This is a genomic window from Acidovorax sp. Root70 (assembly GCF_001428225.1).
Classification (GTDB): Bacteria; Pseudomonadota; Gammaproteobacteria; order Burkholderiales; family Burkholderiaceae_C; genus Acidovorax.
In genome coordinates, this window is record NZ_LMHQ01000022.1 from 1 (window position 1) to 17,173 (window position 17,173).

General features: G+C 61.5%; 20 protein-coding genes and 1 pseudogene. 16 read left to right on the forward strand and 5 right to left on the reverse strand.

Features of this window, described 5'->3' with window-relative positions; genetic code table 11:
• The coding region (locus ASD94_RS23245) for an ATP-binding protein (protein WP_156391412.1) at nt 1-585 on the forward strand (585 nt) is incomplete at its 5' end.
• 75 nt (nt 586-660) lie between these two features.
• Here the strand turns inward: ASD94_RS23245 and ASD94_RS11550 are convergent.
• Nucleotides 661-999: a DUF4148 domain-containing protein gene (locus tag ASD94_RS11550; RefSeq protein ID WP_082576853.1), complete on the reverse strand. Its 339-nt coding sequence runs from the start codon at nt 997-999 to the stop codon at nt 661-663.
• A gap of 556 nt (nt 1,000-1,555) precedes the next feature.
• The gene (locus tag ASD94_RS24295; RefSeq protein ID WP_082576855.1) at nt 1,556-1,843 is read right to left on the reverse strand and encodes a zinc ribbon domain-containing protein; all 288 of its coding nucleotides are present in this window, start codon (nt 1,841-1,843) and stop codon (nt 1,556-1,558) included.
• A 220-nt stretch (nt 1,844-2,063) separates the two neighbouring features.
• On the opposite strand from ASD94_RS24295, the gene ASD94_RS11555 reads away from it, so the two are divergent.
• From ASD94_RS11555 to ASD94_RS11585, 9 genes are all read left to right on the forward strand, one after another.
• Entirely contained in the window at nt 2,064-2,450 is a 387-nt protein-coding gene (locus ASD94_RS11555) for a hypothetical protein (RefSeq protein WP_056642945.1), read from the forward strand.
• A gap of 191 nt (nt 2,451-2,641) precedes the next feature.
• Nucleotides 2,642-3,064 carry a disulfide bond formation protein B gene (locus ASD94_RS11560; protein WP_056642948.1) on the forward strand — a complete coding sequence of 141 codons (423 nt, stop codon included), beginning with the start codon at nt 2,642-2,644 and terminating at the stop codon, nt 3,062-3,064.
• Nucleotides 3,054-3,710, forward strand: coding sequence for a thioredoxin domain-containing protein (locus ASD94_RS11565; RefSeq protein ID WP_056642951.1), 657 nt, complete (start codon nt 3,054-3,056; stop codon nt 3,708-3,710). Before ASD94_RS11560 ends, ASD94_RS11565 begins: the two co-directional genes overlap by 11 nt.
• A gap of 116 nt (nt 3,711-3,826) precedes the next feature.
• Nucleotides 3,827-6,055, forward strand: coding sequence for a cation-translocating P-type ATPase (locus tag ASD94_RS11570; protein WP_082576856.1), 2,229 nt, complete (start codon nt 3,827-3,829; stop codon nt 6,053-6,055).
• Between the two features lie 2 nt (nt 6,056-6,057).
• Nucleotides 6,058-6,330 carry a DUF3703 domain-containing protein gene (locus ASD94_RS23260; RefSeq protein WP_082576857.1) on the forward strand — a complete coding sequence of 91 codons (273 nt, stop codon included), beginning with the start codon at nt 6,058-6,060 and terminating at the stop codon, nt 6,328-6,330.
• Between the two features lie 56 nt (nt 6,331-6,386).
• Entirely contained in the window at nt 6,387-6,545 is a 159-nt protein-coding gene (locus ASD94_RS23605; protein WP_156391413.1) for a hypothetical protein, read from the forward strand.
• An 84-nt stretch (nt 6,546-6,629) separates the two neighbouring features.
• Complete coding sequence (locus ASD94_RS11575) at nt 6,630-7,631, forward strand: ABC-three component system protein (RefSeq protein ID WP_199737512.1); 1,002 nt, start codon at nt 6,630-6,632, stop codon at nt 7,629-7,631.
• Nucleotides 7,619-8,134 (forward strand): ABC-three component system middle component 2, encoded by a 516-nt coding sequence (locus tag ASD94_RS11580; RefSeq protein WP_056642957.1) that lies wholly within the window; start codon nt 7,619-7,621, stop codon nt 8,132-8,134. The genes ASD94_RS11575 and ASD94_RS11580 overlap by 13 nt, the downstream gene beginning before the upstream one ends.
• Entirely contained in the window at nt 8,131-9,999 is a 1,869-nt protein-coding gene (locus ASD94_RS11585) for a hypothetical protein (RefSeq protein ID WP_056642958.1), read from the forward strand. Before ASD94_RS11580 ends, ASD94_RS11585 begins: the two co-directional genes overlap by 4 nt.
• A gap of 124 nt (nt 10,000-10,123) precedes the next feature.
• On the opposite strand, the gene ASD94_RS11590 is transcribed toward ASD94_RS11585, so the two are convergent.
• The 3 genes from ASD94_RS11590 to ASD94_RS11600 form a co-directional block, all read right to left on the reverse strand.
• A complete protein-coding gene (locus tag ASD94_RS11590; protein WP_056642961.1) occupies nt 10,124-11,269 on the reverse strand; it encodes a DUF3800 domain-containing protein in 1,146 nt (381 codons plus the stop codon).
• 247 nt (nt 11,270-11,516) lie between these two features.
• Nucleotides 11,517-12,815 (reverse strand): Y-family DNA polymerase, encoded by a 1,299-nt coding sequence (locus tag ASD94_RS11595; RefSeq protein ID WP_056642966.1) that lies wholly within the window; start codon nt 12,813-12,815, stop codon nt 11,517-11,519.
• Between the two features lie 20 nt (nt 12,816-12,835).
• Nucleotides 12,836-13,282: a LexA family transcriptional regulator gene (locus ASD94_RS11600; protein WP_056642969.1), complete on the reverse strand. Its 447-nt coding sequence runs from the start codon at nt 13,280-13,282 to the stop codon at nt 12,836-12,838.
• A 36-nt stretch (nt 13,283-13,318) separates the two neighbouring features.
• Between ASD94_RS11600 and ASD94_RS11605 the strand changes: the two genes are divergently transcribed.
• The 6 genes and pseudogenes from ASD94_RS11605 (at nt 13,319) to ASD94_RS11625 (ending at nt 16,953) form a co-directional block, all read left to right on the forward strand.
• Entirely contained in the window at nt 13,319-14,017 is a 699-nt protein-coding gene (locus ASD94_RS11605; RefSeq protein ID WP_056642972.1) for an SOS response-associated peptidase, read from the forward strand.
• Nucleotides 14,018-14,093: 76 nt separating this feature from the next.
• Nucleotides 14,094-14,240: pseudogene (locus tag ASD94_RS11610) on the forward strand (OmpW family outer membrane protein); the annotation flags it as partial.
• 188 nt (nt 14,241-14,428) lie between these two features.
• Complete coding sequence (locus ASD94_RS23265; RefSeq protein ID WP_082576858.1) at nt 14,429-14,878, forward strand: HNH endonuclease; 450 nt, start codon at nt 14,429-14,431, stop codon at nt 14,876-14,878.
• Between the two features lie 318 nt (nt 14,879-15,196).
• Entirely contained in the window at nt 15,197-15,970 is a 774-nt protein-coding gene (locus tag ASD94_RS11615; protein ID WP_056642976.1) for a DNA/RNA non-specific endonuclease, read from the forward strand.
• A 70-nt stretch (nt 15,971-16,040) separates the two neighbouring features.
• Entirely contained in the window at nt 16,041-16,352 is a 312-nt protein-coding gene (locus ASD94_RS11620; RefSeq protein WP_056057356.1) for an HU family DNA-binding protein, read from the forward strand.
• 148 nt (nt 16,353-16,500) lie between these two features.
• Nucleotides 16,501-16,953: a helix-turn-helix domain-containing protein gene (locus ASD94_RS11625; protein ID WP_056642979.1), complete on the forward strand. Its 453-nt coding sequence runs from the start codon at nt 16,501-16,503 to the stop codon at nt 16,951-16,953.
• The last annotated feature ends 220 nt before the right edge of the window (nt 16,954-17,173 follow it).

The window sequence follows — 17,173 nt, forward strand, 5'->3', positions numbered from 1 at the left end:
CCCAAGGCACTACACTTATCCACAGCCGACCTTCACAGGTTGGCCATTAGCCCTGGCTCAAAATTCAATCGGCACGGTGGCTCAATTTTGAATCGGCGCCAACAAGACAGGGGCGCCACTGCAAGACGTTCATTTGTCCCAAGCCTTGCGGCAATCGTCGAACGAGTGGCTGATTACCATGAGGCCGCACTGGCGGATGCTGATTTGCGACTGAAGGTCTCAGGCGATAGCTCCGGCCATTTCGATGAACCGCTACTTCGGCGCGCCGTGTCCAACCTGATCGGGAACGCAACCCAATACGCGAAACGGGGCACTGCCATCGAAGTGAACATAGTCATCGTGTCAGACACAGAGGTGAGCTTGGTCGTCGCGAACCAAGGCGAAATGGTCTCGCCTGAGATCCTGGGACGTATATTTGATCGGTTCTTCCGCGCCTCTGCTTCCCGTGAGCATGGGCAGAAGAACCATGGACTAGGTTTGGCCATCACCTCGGCGATTGCGCGCATGCACGGAGGCCGCACGACCGCAGCCAGTACCAATGGCAAGACCGAGATTGGCCTTGTACTGGTGAAGACCTTTGCATAGGTCCAGAGTCAAGACTCATTGCTGCCAGCCAAACCCCGACATCGAGGGTTTGACGTGCAATCAACGCAGTTGGGATCAGGGGGCGGGAACGGCCGGGACTGGTGCACCAACGCGGCGTGCCGCCCAGCTTGGGTGCTTCTGAGAGCGCTCCAGGTCAGCCAGCACTTCTTCGCGGGTTATGGCCTTGCCTTTCACCGGAACTGGTGCACCGAAGCGGTGGTACTGCCACGTGCCGTCTTTCTTGGACTGGTCCATTTCGGCGAGAACCTGTTCGCGCGACTTGCCAACCTCGGCATGTTCTGGATGGGTGGTGTAGCCCAGTTCTGTCGGCGCAGAGTGGATGACGCTGCTTGCCATTGCCGGGGCTGCAAGGGCTACGAAAGAGAGAGCGGTGAGTACGGTACGGACTGCCATGAGATATCTCCTTGGTTGGAATCAACGTGCACTGCAGACCGCACCAACCGTTGGACGCTCTACATTGCACATGTGACAGTCTGCTGACCGCATGCCGACAAGTTGCGCACCGAGAGATTACAAGTTCGTCATGTGTTCGCAGCACCCAGGAACCAAGCAGGCACGTTGATGCGCATTGGACTCAAGCCAGGGGGCCCGACGAAGACGCCGAAGTTGCTGCACTGCTCCTGTTCGCGGCGAGCCATGCACGACCAAGACCAGTGATCCGGCGAACCGTCGCCGTGCCCGAGCCTGCTACGTCTGGTAGGTCTGCTTCAACCATCCCCGCTGCGGAGAGCAGACGAAGCAGGTCGATGTCCCCAGTCTTCGTTACCTGCTTTGGCAAGGTGCCAGTTTCGATCTCTCGAAGAAACTCCAATGGCACGCTGCTCCCCTTGCATCGTGTAGATGTGTTGCGGCCTGACCGACGTCCTGACCCGGATGCCGTCACCCGTGGCACTGTGTGAGCACCCCACGCCCGAATCGAGTGCTCGGCATGCCGGCACGTAGATTTCGGTCACCCTCTGGCCTGACCGCAGGACCCGCAAAATCGTGCACTGGGTGCGATTACCGTAGAGCACTTGGTGCACTGCGTTGCGACCATACTGGTTCCACACTGTTGGCAAAACCTTGCCCCTGGCTGGTTCGCGCAGCCGCAGCTCGCGCACGCGACGAGGTTTGCTGGTCGCGGGGTGTTGTATCCGTTGCCATAGCTGCGATTGTGGTCACTGTCTCGGTAATGTCCGCCATGATGGCCGCGGCCACCGCCGTGGTGTCCACTGAAAAGCTTGTTGAAGAAACCCATCACATCCTCCTGTGCATGTCGTGATGGGGCTATTTGAAAGCTTGTAGTGGCTTCAAGGTCAACAAATTTCGCCTGACATGGGCCTACCTTGCAGAGATGTAATCTGCGCGAAAACTTGGCGTTATCCGGGCATCTTCGTAGGGCCGATTCTTCCCATGTTTTGCATGGGGCACAGCCATTCGCAGTGGTGGTTCCCAGGCGGGGCCACTACAATTTTCGAATGCGTTCCAAACTGCTCGCTCTGCTCATCGCACTGTTGCCTTTGCAACTGTGCTGGGCTGCAGTGGCTCCTTACGCGCACAAAGATGCACGCGGTGCCGCGCATATTGCCGGCGTGCATGGTCTTGAGATCTTGCAATCGCAGGAGAACCCTTTTGACGTGGGTCCGGTGTACGAGATCGCTCTCGATTCTTCGCAGCAAACGGATGCCTCCGGGGCCGACCTGGACTGCGGCGTCTGTCATTCGCACAACCCGGCCGCACCACAACCCAGCCTCATTGCCGCTATCGCGGCGGTCCATGAATTTTTTGGTGCAATCGCGTTTGCACTGAAACCTCCTCCCGCGCCTCTCCGCCCTGAACGCCCGCAGTGGCGCGCCCTGGCCTGACCAGGGCATCGGTTCCTCACCGAAACCGCTGCCAACTCGCGAGCCAGCCCGCCGTGCTGTAGCTGGCCTGTCCGTTCGTTTCAGGGAGTTCCCATGGTCTTTGCCGACGTTTCGTGCGGCCTACTGATCTCATGGGCGCGTAGCACCACACGGGCGCGCGCTTTCAAATCTCGCACGCAGGGCTGGTGCCCATGAGCAGGCCTTGGCTACCACTCCTGTGCGCCTGGCTGGTCTCGATCGTGGCTACCGGCAGTGCCGTGTTCATCGGCGAAGTCATGGGCATGACACCGTGCGTGCTGTGCTGGTACCAGCGCATCGCCATGTTCCCCATCGCTCTGGTCCTTGGCATGTCACTGTACGCAGAAGACCGCCGAGGAGCTGTCTACGCGTTGCCGATGGCACTCACTGGCTTGGTGATCGCTGGCTATCACAGCCTCCTGGTGGCAGGGCTGGTTCCTCAGGCGTGGATCCCATGCTCCGCAGGAGTGTCTTGCGCCAACCAGAAGCTCAGCATCTTTTGGGGTCTGGAGCTGCCTTGGCTCTCGTTTGCATCCTTCGCTGCCATAGCAGCGCTCCTCTTCGTCTACCTGCGCGGAACCCGTCATGATCTCTAGAAAAGCAATCGTCGCCCTTGTGCTGATCGTTTCAGCAGGTGCCTTCGCTGTTGGTGCATACGTATACCAGCGCAACGCACAGTTGGATCAGCAAGCAATCGCCATCAGCCAGTCCGAGCACCTTGTGCGGATGCACTCACCGGTCCTGGGTCCTCGCGAAGCGCCGGTCACCATCGTGGAGTTCTTTGATCCCGCGTGCGAGACGTGCCGCGCCTTCTATCCCATCGTCAAAGACCTGATGCGGCAATACCCCTCCGATGTTCGGTTGGTGATCAGGTACGCCCCCTTTCACAGGGGCGCAGATCAGGTGGTCAAGCTGCTGGAAGCCGCGCGCAAGCAAGATCGATTCGTTCCCGTGCTTGAGTCCTTGCTCGACACGCAGCCAAGCTGGGCAGACCACGGCTCCCCTCGCCTGGAGCTGGCCTCTAGGGCGGCAGCGCAAGCTGGTTTGGACCTGCAACGCGCGCAGGCGGATATGGCTGCCCCAACGATGGATGCTGTCATCCAGCAGGATGTGCAGGATCTCACCGCGCTCCAGGTCAACAAGACGCCGACCTTCTTTGTCAATGGTCGCGCGCTTCCCAGTTTCGGAGCAAAGCAGCTGGCAGACCTGGTTTCCCAGGAGGTCGTGAAGGCCAAAAAGTAGAAGCCGCCATGCAGATTTCCACCCGCCCGGGTTGGCGCCGCAGTCAACACATCGCAGCGCTTGACTCTGAAGTTACTTGAAGGTTTCCAATCACATTACACCAAGGAACCAACACCATGAATTCGAAAGAGAACGCCTACAACGACCATGCTGCAGACGCCTGCTGCGCTGCAGACGCGAAGGCATCGGCGCCAGCACCCGCTCCCCCTGCGGGTTTCGTATCGAAGGGGACCGTGTTCCGAATCTCAACGATGGACTGTGCCGCTGAAGAGAGCGAAATCCGGCGCGCGCTGGAGCCCATATCGGGTGTGCGAGGGCTGGGCTTCCAGTTGGGTGCGCGCACTCTGACGATCGACGCGCCTGAGGACGTGATCCCTGAGGCTGTGGCTGCAATCCGCAAGGCGGGCTTCAATCCGGAGCCTGCGGCGCCTACCCAAGGTGGGGCTGATAGCGATGACCACGGCAATACGGCAGAAGGACTTTGGCGGATGGTGCTGGCACTTGCGCTGGCAATTGCTGCGGAGACCCTGTCTTTCTTCGCACCGGACACCACGGTGTTCAAGGGCATCGGCATGGCCGTTGCGGCCGCAGCGATCTGGCTCGCAGGCTTCTCCACCTACCGCAAGGGCTTCGCAGCGCTCATGCAAGGGCGCCTGAACATCAATGCCCTGATGACCGTCGCCGTGACCGGGGCCTTCCTCATTGGTCAGTGGCCAGAGGCTGCCATGGTGATGGCCTTGTACGCTATCGCCGAGCTGATTGAAGGACGGGCAGTCGACCGGGCTAGAAATGCGATCAAGAGCCTGCTCGACCTCACGCCAGATACCGCTGAAGTCCGCCAGCCCGACGGAAGCTGGACGATGACGCCGGCGGCGGATGTGCAAATAGACACGATCGTTCGCGTGAAGCCTGGTGCGCGTATACCGCTCGACGGGACCGTGGCCAGCGGTACCAGCGCTGTCAACCAGGCACCGGTTACGGGAGAGAGTATCCCGGTGGACAAGGTGCAGGGCGACCCCGTATTCGCAGGCACGATCAACGAGACCGGCACCATTGAAATCACGGTGACGGCCGCAGCAAGCAATACAACCTTGGCCCGCATCATCCAGTCGGTCGAGCAAGCCCAGGGCTCGCGGGCTCCGACACAACAATTCGTTGATCGGTTTGCGGCCATCTATACGCCAGCGGTGTTCATCATCGCTGTCCTGGTCGCAGTCCTGACCCCTGTGTTCCTGGACTTCACATGGATGCAGGCGCTGTACAAGGCGCTGGTCTTGCTGGTCATCGCATGCCCCTGCGCCCTGGTGATTGCAACCCCTGTCACGGTGGTCAGCGGGCTCGCATCGGCGGCTCGCCGCGGGATCCTAATCAAGGGTGGGGTGTACCTCGAAGATGCACACAAGCTCAAGGCCATCGCGCTGGACAAGACCGGGACGATCACGGAAGGCAAGCCGAAGCTCGTGGAGAAGGCCGTTCTTGCATCCCAGCAGCCTGAAGCTGTTGTGCTTCGATGGGCGGCGGATCTCGCAGGACATTCGGATCACCCTGTATCGAAGGCCATCGCACAGGGCCTGGATGCCGGAGAGGGCGGTGTGAGCGGTTTCAAGGCGCTTGCCGGCAGGGGCATAGAAGCCCAACTTCAAGGACAGACGCTGGTGCTGGGGAATCACCGCCTTATCGAAGAGCGGGGACTGTGCTCACCAGCGATAGAGGAACTGCTCGCCAGCCACGAAGCCAAGGGGCGCACGGTCACCCTTCTGGCGGATGAACGGGAGGTTCTTGCCATCTTTGCTGTGGCTGACACAATCAAGGACAGCTCGCGCGAGGCCATAGAGCAGTTGCACGAGCTCGGCGTCGCGTCGGTCATGCTCACAGGTGACAACGTGTCGACGGCGCAGGCCATTGCTAAGCAGGCGGGCATCGACAAGGCGCAAGGAAATCTGCTACCCGAGGACAAGCTGTCTGCCATCGAGAAAATGCAGGCTGAACACGGTCGCACCGCGATGACTGGGGACGGGATCAACGATGCCCCGGCGCTTGCACGTTCCGACATCGGCATTGCCATGGGCGCCGCGGGCACGGACACGGCCATGGAAGCCGCAGACATCGTCATCATGAATGACGATCTGCGACGCATCCCCGAGGTCATAAGGCTCTCTCGGCGCACACGCAACATCCTTTTGCAGAACATCGTGTTCGCCCTGGGCATCAAGGCCTTGTTCCTGGTCCTCGCCGTGTTCGGAAGCGCGTCCATGTGGATGGCTGTCTTCGCCGACATGGGGGCCAGCCTTCTGGTGGTGATCAACGGCCTGCGCCTGCTGCGCGGCGTGTCAAACAAGGCCTGAGCATGACAACGTTTGGAACAAGAATCCGCCCCGCCGTGGATGCTGAACTGCAGGCAGCCAAGACTGCTGACAACGCAGGCCAGGCACAGCTGAGCTTTCGCCATCTGGAGCGCGCCCATGTGCTTGGCCAACCCTGGGCCTGCGAAATGTGCGACATCTCGATAGCACCGACCTCCGGTGTGGCAGCTTCAGGCTGGTCAGAGTCATTCACGGCAGACGGTCCGAGCGACCGCCGCGTTCGTCACCCGACATTCGATGTGCAGCGGTTCGTATGACCGCTGCGCATCGGAGACCGGGTACTCGATAGGGTGCGGCGGTCGGCCGATTCTGGATGACCGTCGCCCTGTGCCTTGAGTGCAGCACCATCGGTCTGGCGGTCGTCAACAGCCGATCCGACCTGACCACCGAAGCGCCAGTGCGCTTGGTCGCCGGCCTTGACGTCGAGATTCGCGACGCGCTGGTCTACGGCCGGGGCCCGGCGCCGCGCTGACACCGTGGACAGCTTCAGGCGTCGCTATCATTGGCCCGCCAGGTATCGACGCCCCATCTAAGATCGGACCTGGGAGGAGCCCCATTGCACAAGAACTACCCCGGATTGATCTCCGTGCTGACCGCGGCGGAGCTCGAGGACTTCGTCGACGACTGGTTGCACCAGCGTTGCAAGGACTACCACTCGCACGACCGGTGGAGCGGCACGGGCGACCTGGGCCGCGATGTCACGGGCTACGTCACCGACCGTCGGATGGACGGGCCATGGGACAACTTCCAGTGCAAGCAGCTTAGCAAGCCGCTGTCCGAGAAGGCGCTGTTCGTAGAGCTGGGCAAGATCTTCATGCACTCGGCGGCAGGCGCGTACGCGCTGCCGCGGGCCTACACCTTCGTGGCGCCCCTGGGCGTCGTGCGCAAGGTACGCGAGTTCGTCGCGCACCCGGACCGGCTGAAGCAGGCGTTCCTGGATCGCTGGGACACGTACATCGCGGGTGACCTGGTGGAGAACGCGACGGTAAAGCTGACGCCGGAGATCGAGGCCAAGATCAGGGCTTTCGATTTCGCGAACGTCCACTGGCTCGACGCTAGGCTGCTGGCCAAGGATCCGGCATGCATGCCGGCGCTGGTCAAATGGTTTGATGCCGACCCCGGCCAGAGCCCCAGGGGCGTCGTGCCCGCTGCGATCCACGCCAGCGAATCGGCCTACCTCGGCCAACTGCTGAAGGTGTACGAGGAGCGGGGGCCGGGTACCTACCCCGATCCCGATGCCGCGCTGGCCTGCCCCGATGTGGGGCCGCATCTCAAGATCCAGCGCACCCGCTTCTTCGACGCCACGGCGTTCGACCGCTTCTACCGTGACTCGACGCCGGAGGAGTTCGTCCAGACCTTCCGCGACGAGGTCCACCACGGCGTTGTCGACGTCCACGACGCCGATCACACCAACAAGTTCGCCCGCCTGAACAAGGTCATGCAGCAGGCCGCCCTGCTGCAAGCTTCCGGCGTGCTGGGCCGGCATGCCGGGCCGCAGGTCAAGCAGGGCACCTGCCACCTGCTTGCCAACGAGGGGGTCATGCCATGGGATCGGTAGACAGGCCGGCGCCCAGCACGCACCCCTTCAATAGCACGCTCGAAACAGGCATCCGCGCGCTGGTCGTGCTGGAAGCCTTCCATCCGCGGCGTTGCGACCTGCTGGAGATGACCTGGCTCGACCACCTGGTCGTTCACACCGGGGATCTCGACGACCCAGATGCCCCGAGCAGCCTGCACCCGGATCTGCCCAACCGCGCGGCCGAGCTCGTGGTGAGGCGTCCGCTGGTAGAGAAAAGCCTTCGGCTGATGCAGCAGCTGCACCTCGTCGACGTCTTCGAGACTGAAGACGGCATCACCTTCGGTGCGAGCGACGACGCCCCGATCTACCTCGACCTGCTGCAGGCATCGTATTCCGTCGCGCTCAAGGAGCGCGCCCAGTGGATGGCCGAGCGCTTTGCCAACAAGCCGGCCGCAGAGATGCGCGAGCAGATGGAAAAGCGAATCGGGCGGTGGACCGCCGACTTCCGCGTTGAAGAGACGTTTGCGGGAGCACGCGCATGAACGGTATCCGGCTGCGCCACCTGGCCTTCACCGGGCCCAACATTGAGCCTGCCAAACTTGAATTCGTCGACGGCCTGAACATCATCTACGGCGCGTCCAACACCGGCAAGTCGTTCGCATCGGAAGCGGTGCTCTTCATGCTCGGCGCGGTTTCCAAGCTTCCAAAGACCGATGAAATCAAGGCCTACGACGCAGTCTGGCTCGGCCTGACCCTTGGCGACCAGGGCGAGTTCACCCTGTATCGCCCGACCAAGGGTGGAAACCTCAAGCTCTTCCCGGGTCTCATCACCTCCCACCCGACCGGCAAGGGAGAGGTGTTGTCAGGGAAGCACAGCGCGAAGGCAACCGACTCTGTCTCCTACCGGATCCTCGAGACTTTGGGCCTGCAGGACCGGTGGATTGTGCGCAATGCCAGCGGTGAGAAGGAACAGCTGGCCTTCCGCGTACTGGCGAAGTTCGCCGTGGTTGGGGAGGAGGACATCATGTCCAAGCGAAGCCCCGCCTACGTGTCGAACAGCTATACGGAGCGCACCCTCGATCAAAACCTGTTCAAGCTGCTCCTCACCGGTCAGGACGACGCGGCCACCGTGACAGTCCCCACCGAGCCCGCGCGGATTGCCGCCAAGGCGGCCAAACTGGAGCTCGTCGACGAGATGCTGGCGCAGCTCGACAAGGAACTGGGCGACGCCCCGGCAGACCGGACGCAGGTGGACGCACAGCTCGCGGAACTGGACGCCAGTGGCGCAACGACCACCGCCGAGCTGCGGGCCGTGCAGACCATGCTGGATGACAACGCCGCCGAGCGGCGTGCCGCGGTTGACCGCCGCCAGGAACTCACCGCACGAGCTGCAGAACTCGACATCACCCTGGAACGCTTCGCCAAGCTGCAGGCGGTCTACAACTCCGACTTGGACCGGCTGCATTCCATCGAGGAGGGCGGCAGCCTGCTGGCCGCCATGGCCGGCCGTGATTGCCCGGTTTGCGGCGCCCCGCCCGGCGCGCAGAAGCACCAGCACGCCGCCACAGAGATTTCGATGGCGCATACGGCCGCGGCAGCCGAAGCGCGCAAGATCGAGCGTGAACAGCGCGAACTGGCTCACGTCGTCGATTCGCTGCACGCCGAGGCATTGGCGCTCACGACCTCCATCGCGTCACTCGAGGACCAGATTGAAGAATTCGATCAGCGCGCCCTGGACCTACGCCCCACGGAAGCGTCGCTGCGGAGCAGCTTCGAGAACTACAACGCCCAGCGCGCTGAACTGTGCAAGCTGATCGACCTGCACCTGCGGCGTGAAAAGTTGGCCAACCGCCGAGCAGAGATCGCCGCGGCATCCACGAAAAGCGAGCGCGACCCTCTTCCCGTTGGCCCTGAATCCACGGTGCTCTTCGAGTTCGGCGAGACCGTCAAAGCGGTCCTGACCGAGTGGGGCTTCCCGGATGCGGACAAGATCCAGTTCGACGCAAAGGCCAACGACATCACCGTCGCCGGCAAGGCCAGGGACGCCAACGGCAAGGGTGTCCGCGCCGTGCTACATGCGGCCTTCAACGTGGCAGTCGCCGTGCACTGCATTGACAAGGGCCTACCGCATCCCGGCTTCCTGGTGCTCGACACCCCGCTGCTGACGTACCGTGAGCCGCTGAAGTCAAAGCACGGCGATCTGTCGGACGACGAGAAGGCGCTGAAGGCGACAAGCCTCGCCGAGAAGTTCTACAAGCATCTCGCCAGCCTGGAGGAGAAGCTGCAGGTCATCGTCATCGAAAACTCTGACCCGCCGGCTGCGATCGAGGACCTGGCGTACATCGAGGTCTTCACCGGTCTGGTCGGCGACGGACGCTACGGGCTTCTTGCCCGCCATACCGGTTGACGTTTGATGTGGCCGTTGCCCAGTTCGATGCCGCGCAGTTGTTACGCTGCGGCTTCTCGGGCTCGCGCTGGAGTGGCAACCGCCTGTCACTACAACCGGTGCCTTAGGCCCCTTGGCGCGCAGCTCAAGGCGATGCCAAATGGCCTTGGAGGGCTTGTTGCCGGCGTGCCTCTTCCTTGTCCATGATTTCTCTCGCCGCCTCGAGTTGCTCCGGCGGCATGTCTTCAAGCGGGGGCATGTTGGCGAAATGCCGTTCCCACCTGGCCTCAATGGCTCGCAGGGATACTTCATCGGTGTTGCCGCGATGTCGCTGGGCGTAGACCAGCGGCATCAGCTCCGCGGCCATGTCCTTGCCGTCGATGAGCCTCTTGAAAATCCACAGGTAGACATCGACAAGCTCAAGCCCCGCGCTGTCGGTGCCGGCTGCGAATTCGATGGGGGTTTTGGGCATCCCCGCGAAGCTGATCTTGGGCATGCCGGGGCCAGTTGCGCCTTCCATGCCCGACGCGGCGGCGAAAAACTCCGAGAGGGTTTTCTGCGCCTTGTTGAACTCGGACTGCCGGTCCACGACAATTCTCGACGCTCGCTTGCCGCGCTGCACGATTCGCCTTGCAATGCCGTGCATGACCGACTGAAACCCGATGATGTTGGGGCTGATCTGCTTGATGTCGTCGGCATGATCCACGTTGTAGCCAATCGCATCCGGGTTCTGGGCGGCCCATGTCAGGCCGTCGCCGATCAACTGACGCGAGCGCGCGTCGGAAAGCTGATCGACACGTCCCGCGATTCGTTGGCACACCGAGATGAGCTTCTCGTTGGCTCGCGCTCGGTTTGTGTCGATACGGGCTGACCAAGCGAGGCGTGCATCGTCTTCTTCGAACAAGGATGCGAGCTTCAGCAAAAGGATGTATCGCAGCGGCGTCCAATAGCTGGTCCAAGTGACGGCCGGATTCATGGCTTGGTCGAAGACTTGATCGTAAAAGCAGATGACCGCGTGGTCCGGCTTATTCACCCGGTATAGGTCAAAGCGCAAGGTGAACTTCTTCTGCATGGACACCAACTCGTCGGCGATGGTGGCCAGTCTGCCGACTCCAAGCTGAGCCGCGTGCAGTCGGTCCACGCCGAGGCGTTTGCGCAAGGGGGTGAGCCTCTCCTCGACCAGCACATCGAGGTTTATATCGCTCGACAGGACCCCGTAATACAGGACAGGCTGGGTCGCGTCGAACAATTCCGAACCCGTGTGCCCGCTCTCATCGACATAGAAAAACATGCGCCCTCGTCAAATTGTCAAAGCTTGAGCTCTGTGGCCCGCCTGGAATGTCGTTTATAGCCGGTCCCCTGGCGACGAGCGCCGTGTCGCCAAAGGGCAGTTGATGCTTCGAGACTGGTCCGCTGACGCGGCGGCAGGCTTCACGTCGCAAGGACCGCCATGCGGCGGATATCGTGAGTAAGACGGCCAGCGCCGACCGACCGTGAACGCTGCAGAGCCGACTTCGAGCGCGGTATCGCCTCCACTCTTAGGCCCTAGCCACCGGCACATCCTCCCACCGCGTCGTGTACTGCGGCGTGCGCCTCTCCTGCTTCATCCCCCAGCCCTTGCCCTTGTTGGTGCCGCCCGTGGCGCCTGAATGCACGGTGCCTTTGCCATACCGCTGGTTGAGCGTGTCCAGCGCCACCATCAGCTGGGTGCGGTCGCGACGGTCTTCATCCTCCAGATCCAGCTCGCCCTGCAGCACGTTGCCCGGCACCAGGTCCAGCAGCATCACCCCTGCCTTGGCCATCTTGTACCCAGGCTCGTACATGCGGCGCATGCCAGCTACAGCCGCCCACACCAGCTTTCCCGTGTCAGCCGTAGGCCGGCGCAGTGGCACCACCACCGACTTGTTGAAGCGAGGGCCGGGTCGGAACGGCGAGGTGTGGCAGAACACCAGCAACTGGCTGGCCAGGCTGCCTTGCTTGCGCAGCTTCTCGGCCGCTCGGCTGGCGAACTCGCTCACGGCCTCCACCAGCGGCGGCAGCTCGGTCACCGCCTGGCCGAATGACCGGGTGCAGGCAATCTCTTTTTTGGGCGCGGGTGCATCGTCCAGGTCGATGCACTGCATGCCCTGCAGTTCGCGGACGGTGCGCTCCAGCACCACGCTCCAGCGCCTTCGCACCATGGCTGGGTCCAGCCGTGCCAGGTCGAGCACCGTATGCACCCCACACTGATGCAACTGCGCACCGGTCTTGCGGCCCACGCCCCAGACTTCTTCCACCAACGTGCTGGCCAGCACGTCGTCCAAGTCCTGGGCGGACAGGGCGGTCAGGTTGCACACCTGGGCCAGCTCGGCCGGGTAGCTGCCTGGTTTGCGCTCGGCCGTCTTGGCGATGTGGTTGGCCAGCTTCGCCAGCGTCTTGGTGTGACCAATACCGATACCGCAAGGAATGCCCGCCCATTGGTGGATGCGCGCACGGATGGCGTGGCTGCGGGTGGTCAGGTCGCCGCGCATGCCCTGCAGGCCGATGAACGACTCATCGATGCTGTAGATCTCTTGTGAAGGCCCCAGACCCGCCGCCAGGCTCATCATCCGGTTGCTCATGTCGCCGTACAGGGTGAAGTTGGCGCTCAAGGCCACCAGGCCGTGGGTCTCTTCCATGTGCCGGATCTGGAACCACGGCGCCCCCATCTTGATGCCCAGGGCCTTGGCCTCATTGCTGCGGGCAATCGCGCAGCCATCGTTGTTGCTCAACACCACCACCGGGCGGCCGTTGAGGCTGGGGCGGAACACCCGCTCACAGCTCACGTAAAAATTGTTGCCATCCACCAGCGCGTACATGCTGGCCTCCGTCCATCAGATCAGGTAAGAAACAGCTTCACGCACCCGCTCACCACGCCCCACACCTCAATGGTCTGACTTTCTCGGGGAATGATGTCGGGATAGGTAGGGTTGGCCGCCCGCAGCTTGATCCGGCCGGCGCGCTGGTGCAGATACTTCACGGTGCATTCGCCGTCCACAATGGCCACGACGATGCTGTTGTGCTTGGGCTTGATCGCCCGGTCCACCGCGATGATGCTGCCGTCCTCAATGCCAGCGTCTCGCATCGAGTCACCCCGCACGCGCCAGAAGTAGGTTGCCTGGGGGTGCTTTACCAGCAGCTGCATGATGTCCAGCCGCTCCACCACGAAGTCGTCAGCTGGCGATGGAAACCCCGCGCGCACGCTCACCCCGCAAAGGGGCAAAGCCAGCGACTGCGCCGCCGTGTCGTACGGCACCGGTAGCGGGGAATTCCAAAGACTGTACATATTTACAGTATAGCTCCCTGCTGCCAGAATGTTGCCATGTGTACCTACTACGAGGTCCCGGGCCGTGAGCAGCTGGTGCTGCACTTCGGTGACGTGCCCGAGGAAGAGTGGCGCGACAAGATGAGCCCGCTGTACCGTGGGCCGTTCCTGCGGGCCAAGGGGGAAGCCGGGCGCGAGCTGGTGGTAGGGCAGTGGGGCATGATCCCGCCGAACTCCAAGACACACATCCCCACCGGCAAGGACGGCAAGCGCTTGAGCACCGTCAACGCCCGGCGTGAAGGTATGGCCAAGTCATGGACCTACGGCGGCCCCTGGCGCAAGGGGCAGCGCTGCATCATCCCGGCGCAGCTGTATGTCGAACCCTACTGGGGCACTGGCAAGCACATACCCTGGCAGTTTGAGCGCGCCGACGGCGAGCCCTGGGGCCTGGAGGGCCTGTGGAGCGAGTGGACCGACCCGGCCACAGGCGAGGTGCTGCACAGCTACACCATGATCACGCAGAACTGCGACGATGTGCCTGTCCTCAACCTGATGCACCGAACTGACCCCAAGCGCCCGCCCGATAAGCAGGACAAGCGCACGGTGGTGCCGCTGGAAAAGGGGGATTGGGATACCTGGCTGCAAGGCACTATCGAGCAGGCAGAGTCGCTGATCAAGGTGCCATCGGTGGAGCTGTTTGTGCACAGGGCGAAGGATCCGGCGCAGCAAGTCGAGTTACCTGTTGAGTCAGCATGACGCATGCGTGCAACAGCCGGTACTTGCGCAGGTATTCGCGCCAGGGGCGCCAGGTCTCACGCACCAGGCCGCCCTTGCCGAACAAGTGGGTGTGGACATTCCGCTGGCCAAGAACCTGTACCTCAACTTCGACGTGAAGAAGGTTTTCATCAAGACCGACGTGTTTGTGCACAGGGCGAAGGATCCGGCGCAGCAAGTCGAGTTACCTGTTGAGTCAGCATGACGCATGCGTGCAACAGCCGGTACTTGCGCCGACTGGACGCAGAGATATAAATTATTGGTTGTCCGGGCTAACGCGAACCCGGCCGCGTCCGGGTGACTTGGCGCATAGCCGAGTGGTGCGATGCCCCGGCGCCCGACCTGTCCGGCTATCGGCAACGGGAGTAGCTTCAACACTACCCCTGCTGCCAAATGAACAAGATAGCCAAACTCCGTATCCAGTCCGCGCTCATCCAACAATGCCGTTGCTTCTACTGCGGTTTGGTAATGATCGAACCTGCATTGCCTGAGTTCACGCCCAATGAACTCATGCCTAAATTCCAAAAGTACCTTCGGTGCACGGCTGAGCATCTAACTGCTCGCCAGGATCAAGGGCGCGATTCCGCACAAAACATCGTTGCTGCCTGTTGGTGGTGCAACACTCGGCGACACAAAGGGCGTGAGGAGAATGCGCCAAATCCACAGAAATATCGGCAACGGGTGCAAAGCTTGATGAAAAAGGGCCGCTGGCACCCAGTTAGCACGATAGCTGTCGCTTTCCGAGCCAACGCCTACGGAGTAGGCGAGCCTTCAAAACCAATGGCAAGCGTGACTTCAGCAAAACTGACGAACCTGCAGGCGTTCCCGCAAGGCGGCTTGTGAATGCCTGCGTATCTGACAGACCAACTGCTTGAGTTGGATTAAAGCAGTTGCGGGACTTCCATGGCGGTGGCACTTCGCACAGTGCGGGTGCTGCTGCCATGGGGAGTGTTAACTGAACCGCAGGGGCGGGCAGGCAGAAAGGACTCCCTTTGGGAGCCCTTTCTGTTTGTGCACCCCATCTCTGCAAGCAGCTGTAAAACCCTGCGGGATCCGAGCATTCGGGCCAGAAGCGAGAGGTGAACGGTGCTCCAATCGGGCTCCGTCAAATTCGACTCGAATGCCTCTTCTGTGAATCGTTTCTTCTCTTGGCCAGGCCGTGTGCGCCTGGCAGCTGTGCTGGCCCTGTCTCTTGCCAGCGTTGCTCTCCCGAATCTTTCCTGGGCACGGTCTCCGCAGTTCGACAGTGCAGCCCTGCTCACGCCCGAGCCCACCTCCTTTGCGCAGTGCCCGCAGTTCTTTGCGAATGGCACGCCACCGGCCATCACACCCCGGCCGCAGCTGCGCGAGCTTTGCTATGAAGCGTTTGCGGTGCTGCATTCAGGCACCACCAAGACCCCGGTGTTTGTGGCCCAGCGCCTGAACCGCAGGCTCATCGAGGATGCCGATGAGAAGCGGGCGAAGCGGTTCTTTGCGGATGCGCGCTTGCCCAGTGGTGAGCGGGCGGAGCTGGAGGACTACAAGAACTCCGGCTACTCCCGAGGGCACATGGCGCCTGCGGGAGATATGGCCACTCCCACTTCCATGGCCCAGAGCTTCAGTCTGGCGAACATGGTCCCCCAGAATGCCCAGCACAACGGGGGTGCCTGGAACAAGATCGAGCAGGACACGCGGCACTATGTGAAGCGGGCCAAGGGAGATGTGTTTGTGATCACCGGACCAGCGTTCACGGATGCGGGGCCACGCATTGGGGCTAATGGGGTGAAGGTGCCGACCTATCTGTACAAGCTCGTGTATGACGCAACGACCAACAAGGCCTGGGCGCATTGGCAAGAGAACCGCGAGGGGGAGATGGTGGGGCGGCCGATCAGTTACCAGGAGTTGGTGAAACGCACGGGCATGGAGTTTTTGCCAAGAAGTGCACTGCATGATTGAGTCCCAGCAAGCGTGGCGTCAGCGGCGGGGTTATAAATCCGTCCTTTCCAACCTCTACACGTGAGCATCCATGAACCGCGCAGAACTCGTTGAAATCCTGGCTTCCAAGAATGACCTGTCCAAGACCGCAGCCAATGCGGTGCTGGAAACGCTGATCGATACCATCCAGACGGCCGTCAAGAAAGGCGATGCCGTGCAGCTCGTGGGCTTTGGAACCTTCAAGTCAGCTAAGCGTGCAGCACGAACGGGCAAGAACCCATCGACCGGTGCAGCACTGAAGATCCCAGCGAGCACGGTGCCGAAGTTTGTGGCGGGTGCCAAGTTCAAGGCTGTGGTGGATCCCAAGGCTGCGAAGCGCAAGGCGGACAAGGCTGGGAAATAAGTCAAGCTTTCTCGGTGGCCACCGAAACAAACCGCCATGGGCTCAGGCCTTTGGCGGTTTTGTTTTTTGGGGGACGAAGAAGGAGTGCGACACGACGGTGCGTCTGCCCCTAAGCGAGCGATAAGACGTCAAAGTTACCATTGGGCCTATGAATACGTTTTCCAATGCCTTTCGCGCTGAAGTTGTTCGCATGGCGCGCAAGGAGCTCAAACCTGAACTGCAGGGGATGCGCAAGGCGATCACTGGCCACCGTTCGGAGATCGCAGCGTTGAAGCGGGAAGTCAAAAGCCTCACTTCGCAGCTCAAGGCCACCCAACGGCAGGTAAAAGCAACGGATGCGCCCAAAGCCAAGGCAGTGACTGAAGACGTCACTCCCAAGAAGTCAAAGCAGATCCCGTTCGATGCTCAGGTCTTGATCGACAAACGCGCAGCACTCGGTATTACGCAGAAGCAGATGGCTCAGTTGCTGGGTGCTTCTTCGATATCTGTCTACAAGTGGGAGACGAGCCATGTTCATCCACGGGCAGCGCAATTGGAGCGCATTGCTGAAGTGCTCAAGCTGGGTAAGCGCAAGGCGCTGGCACTGCTCAATCCACTGTAAGCAGTGAACGTTGGGCTGGGCTGCCTCACCAGAGGCTGGAGGCGGAAGAAATGCGGCCCTGATGATCGCGGCTTCTATCTAAAACAACGTTCTGGTGAGCTTGGTGCTCAGGATGAGCAGTGGTGTTGGCGCCGATTCAAAATTGAGCCACCGTGCCGATTGAATTTTGAGCCAGGGCTAATGGCCAACCTGTGAAGGTCGGCTGTGGATAAGTGTAGTG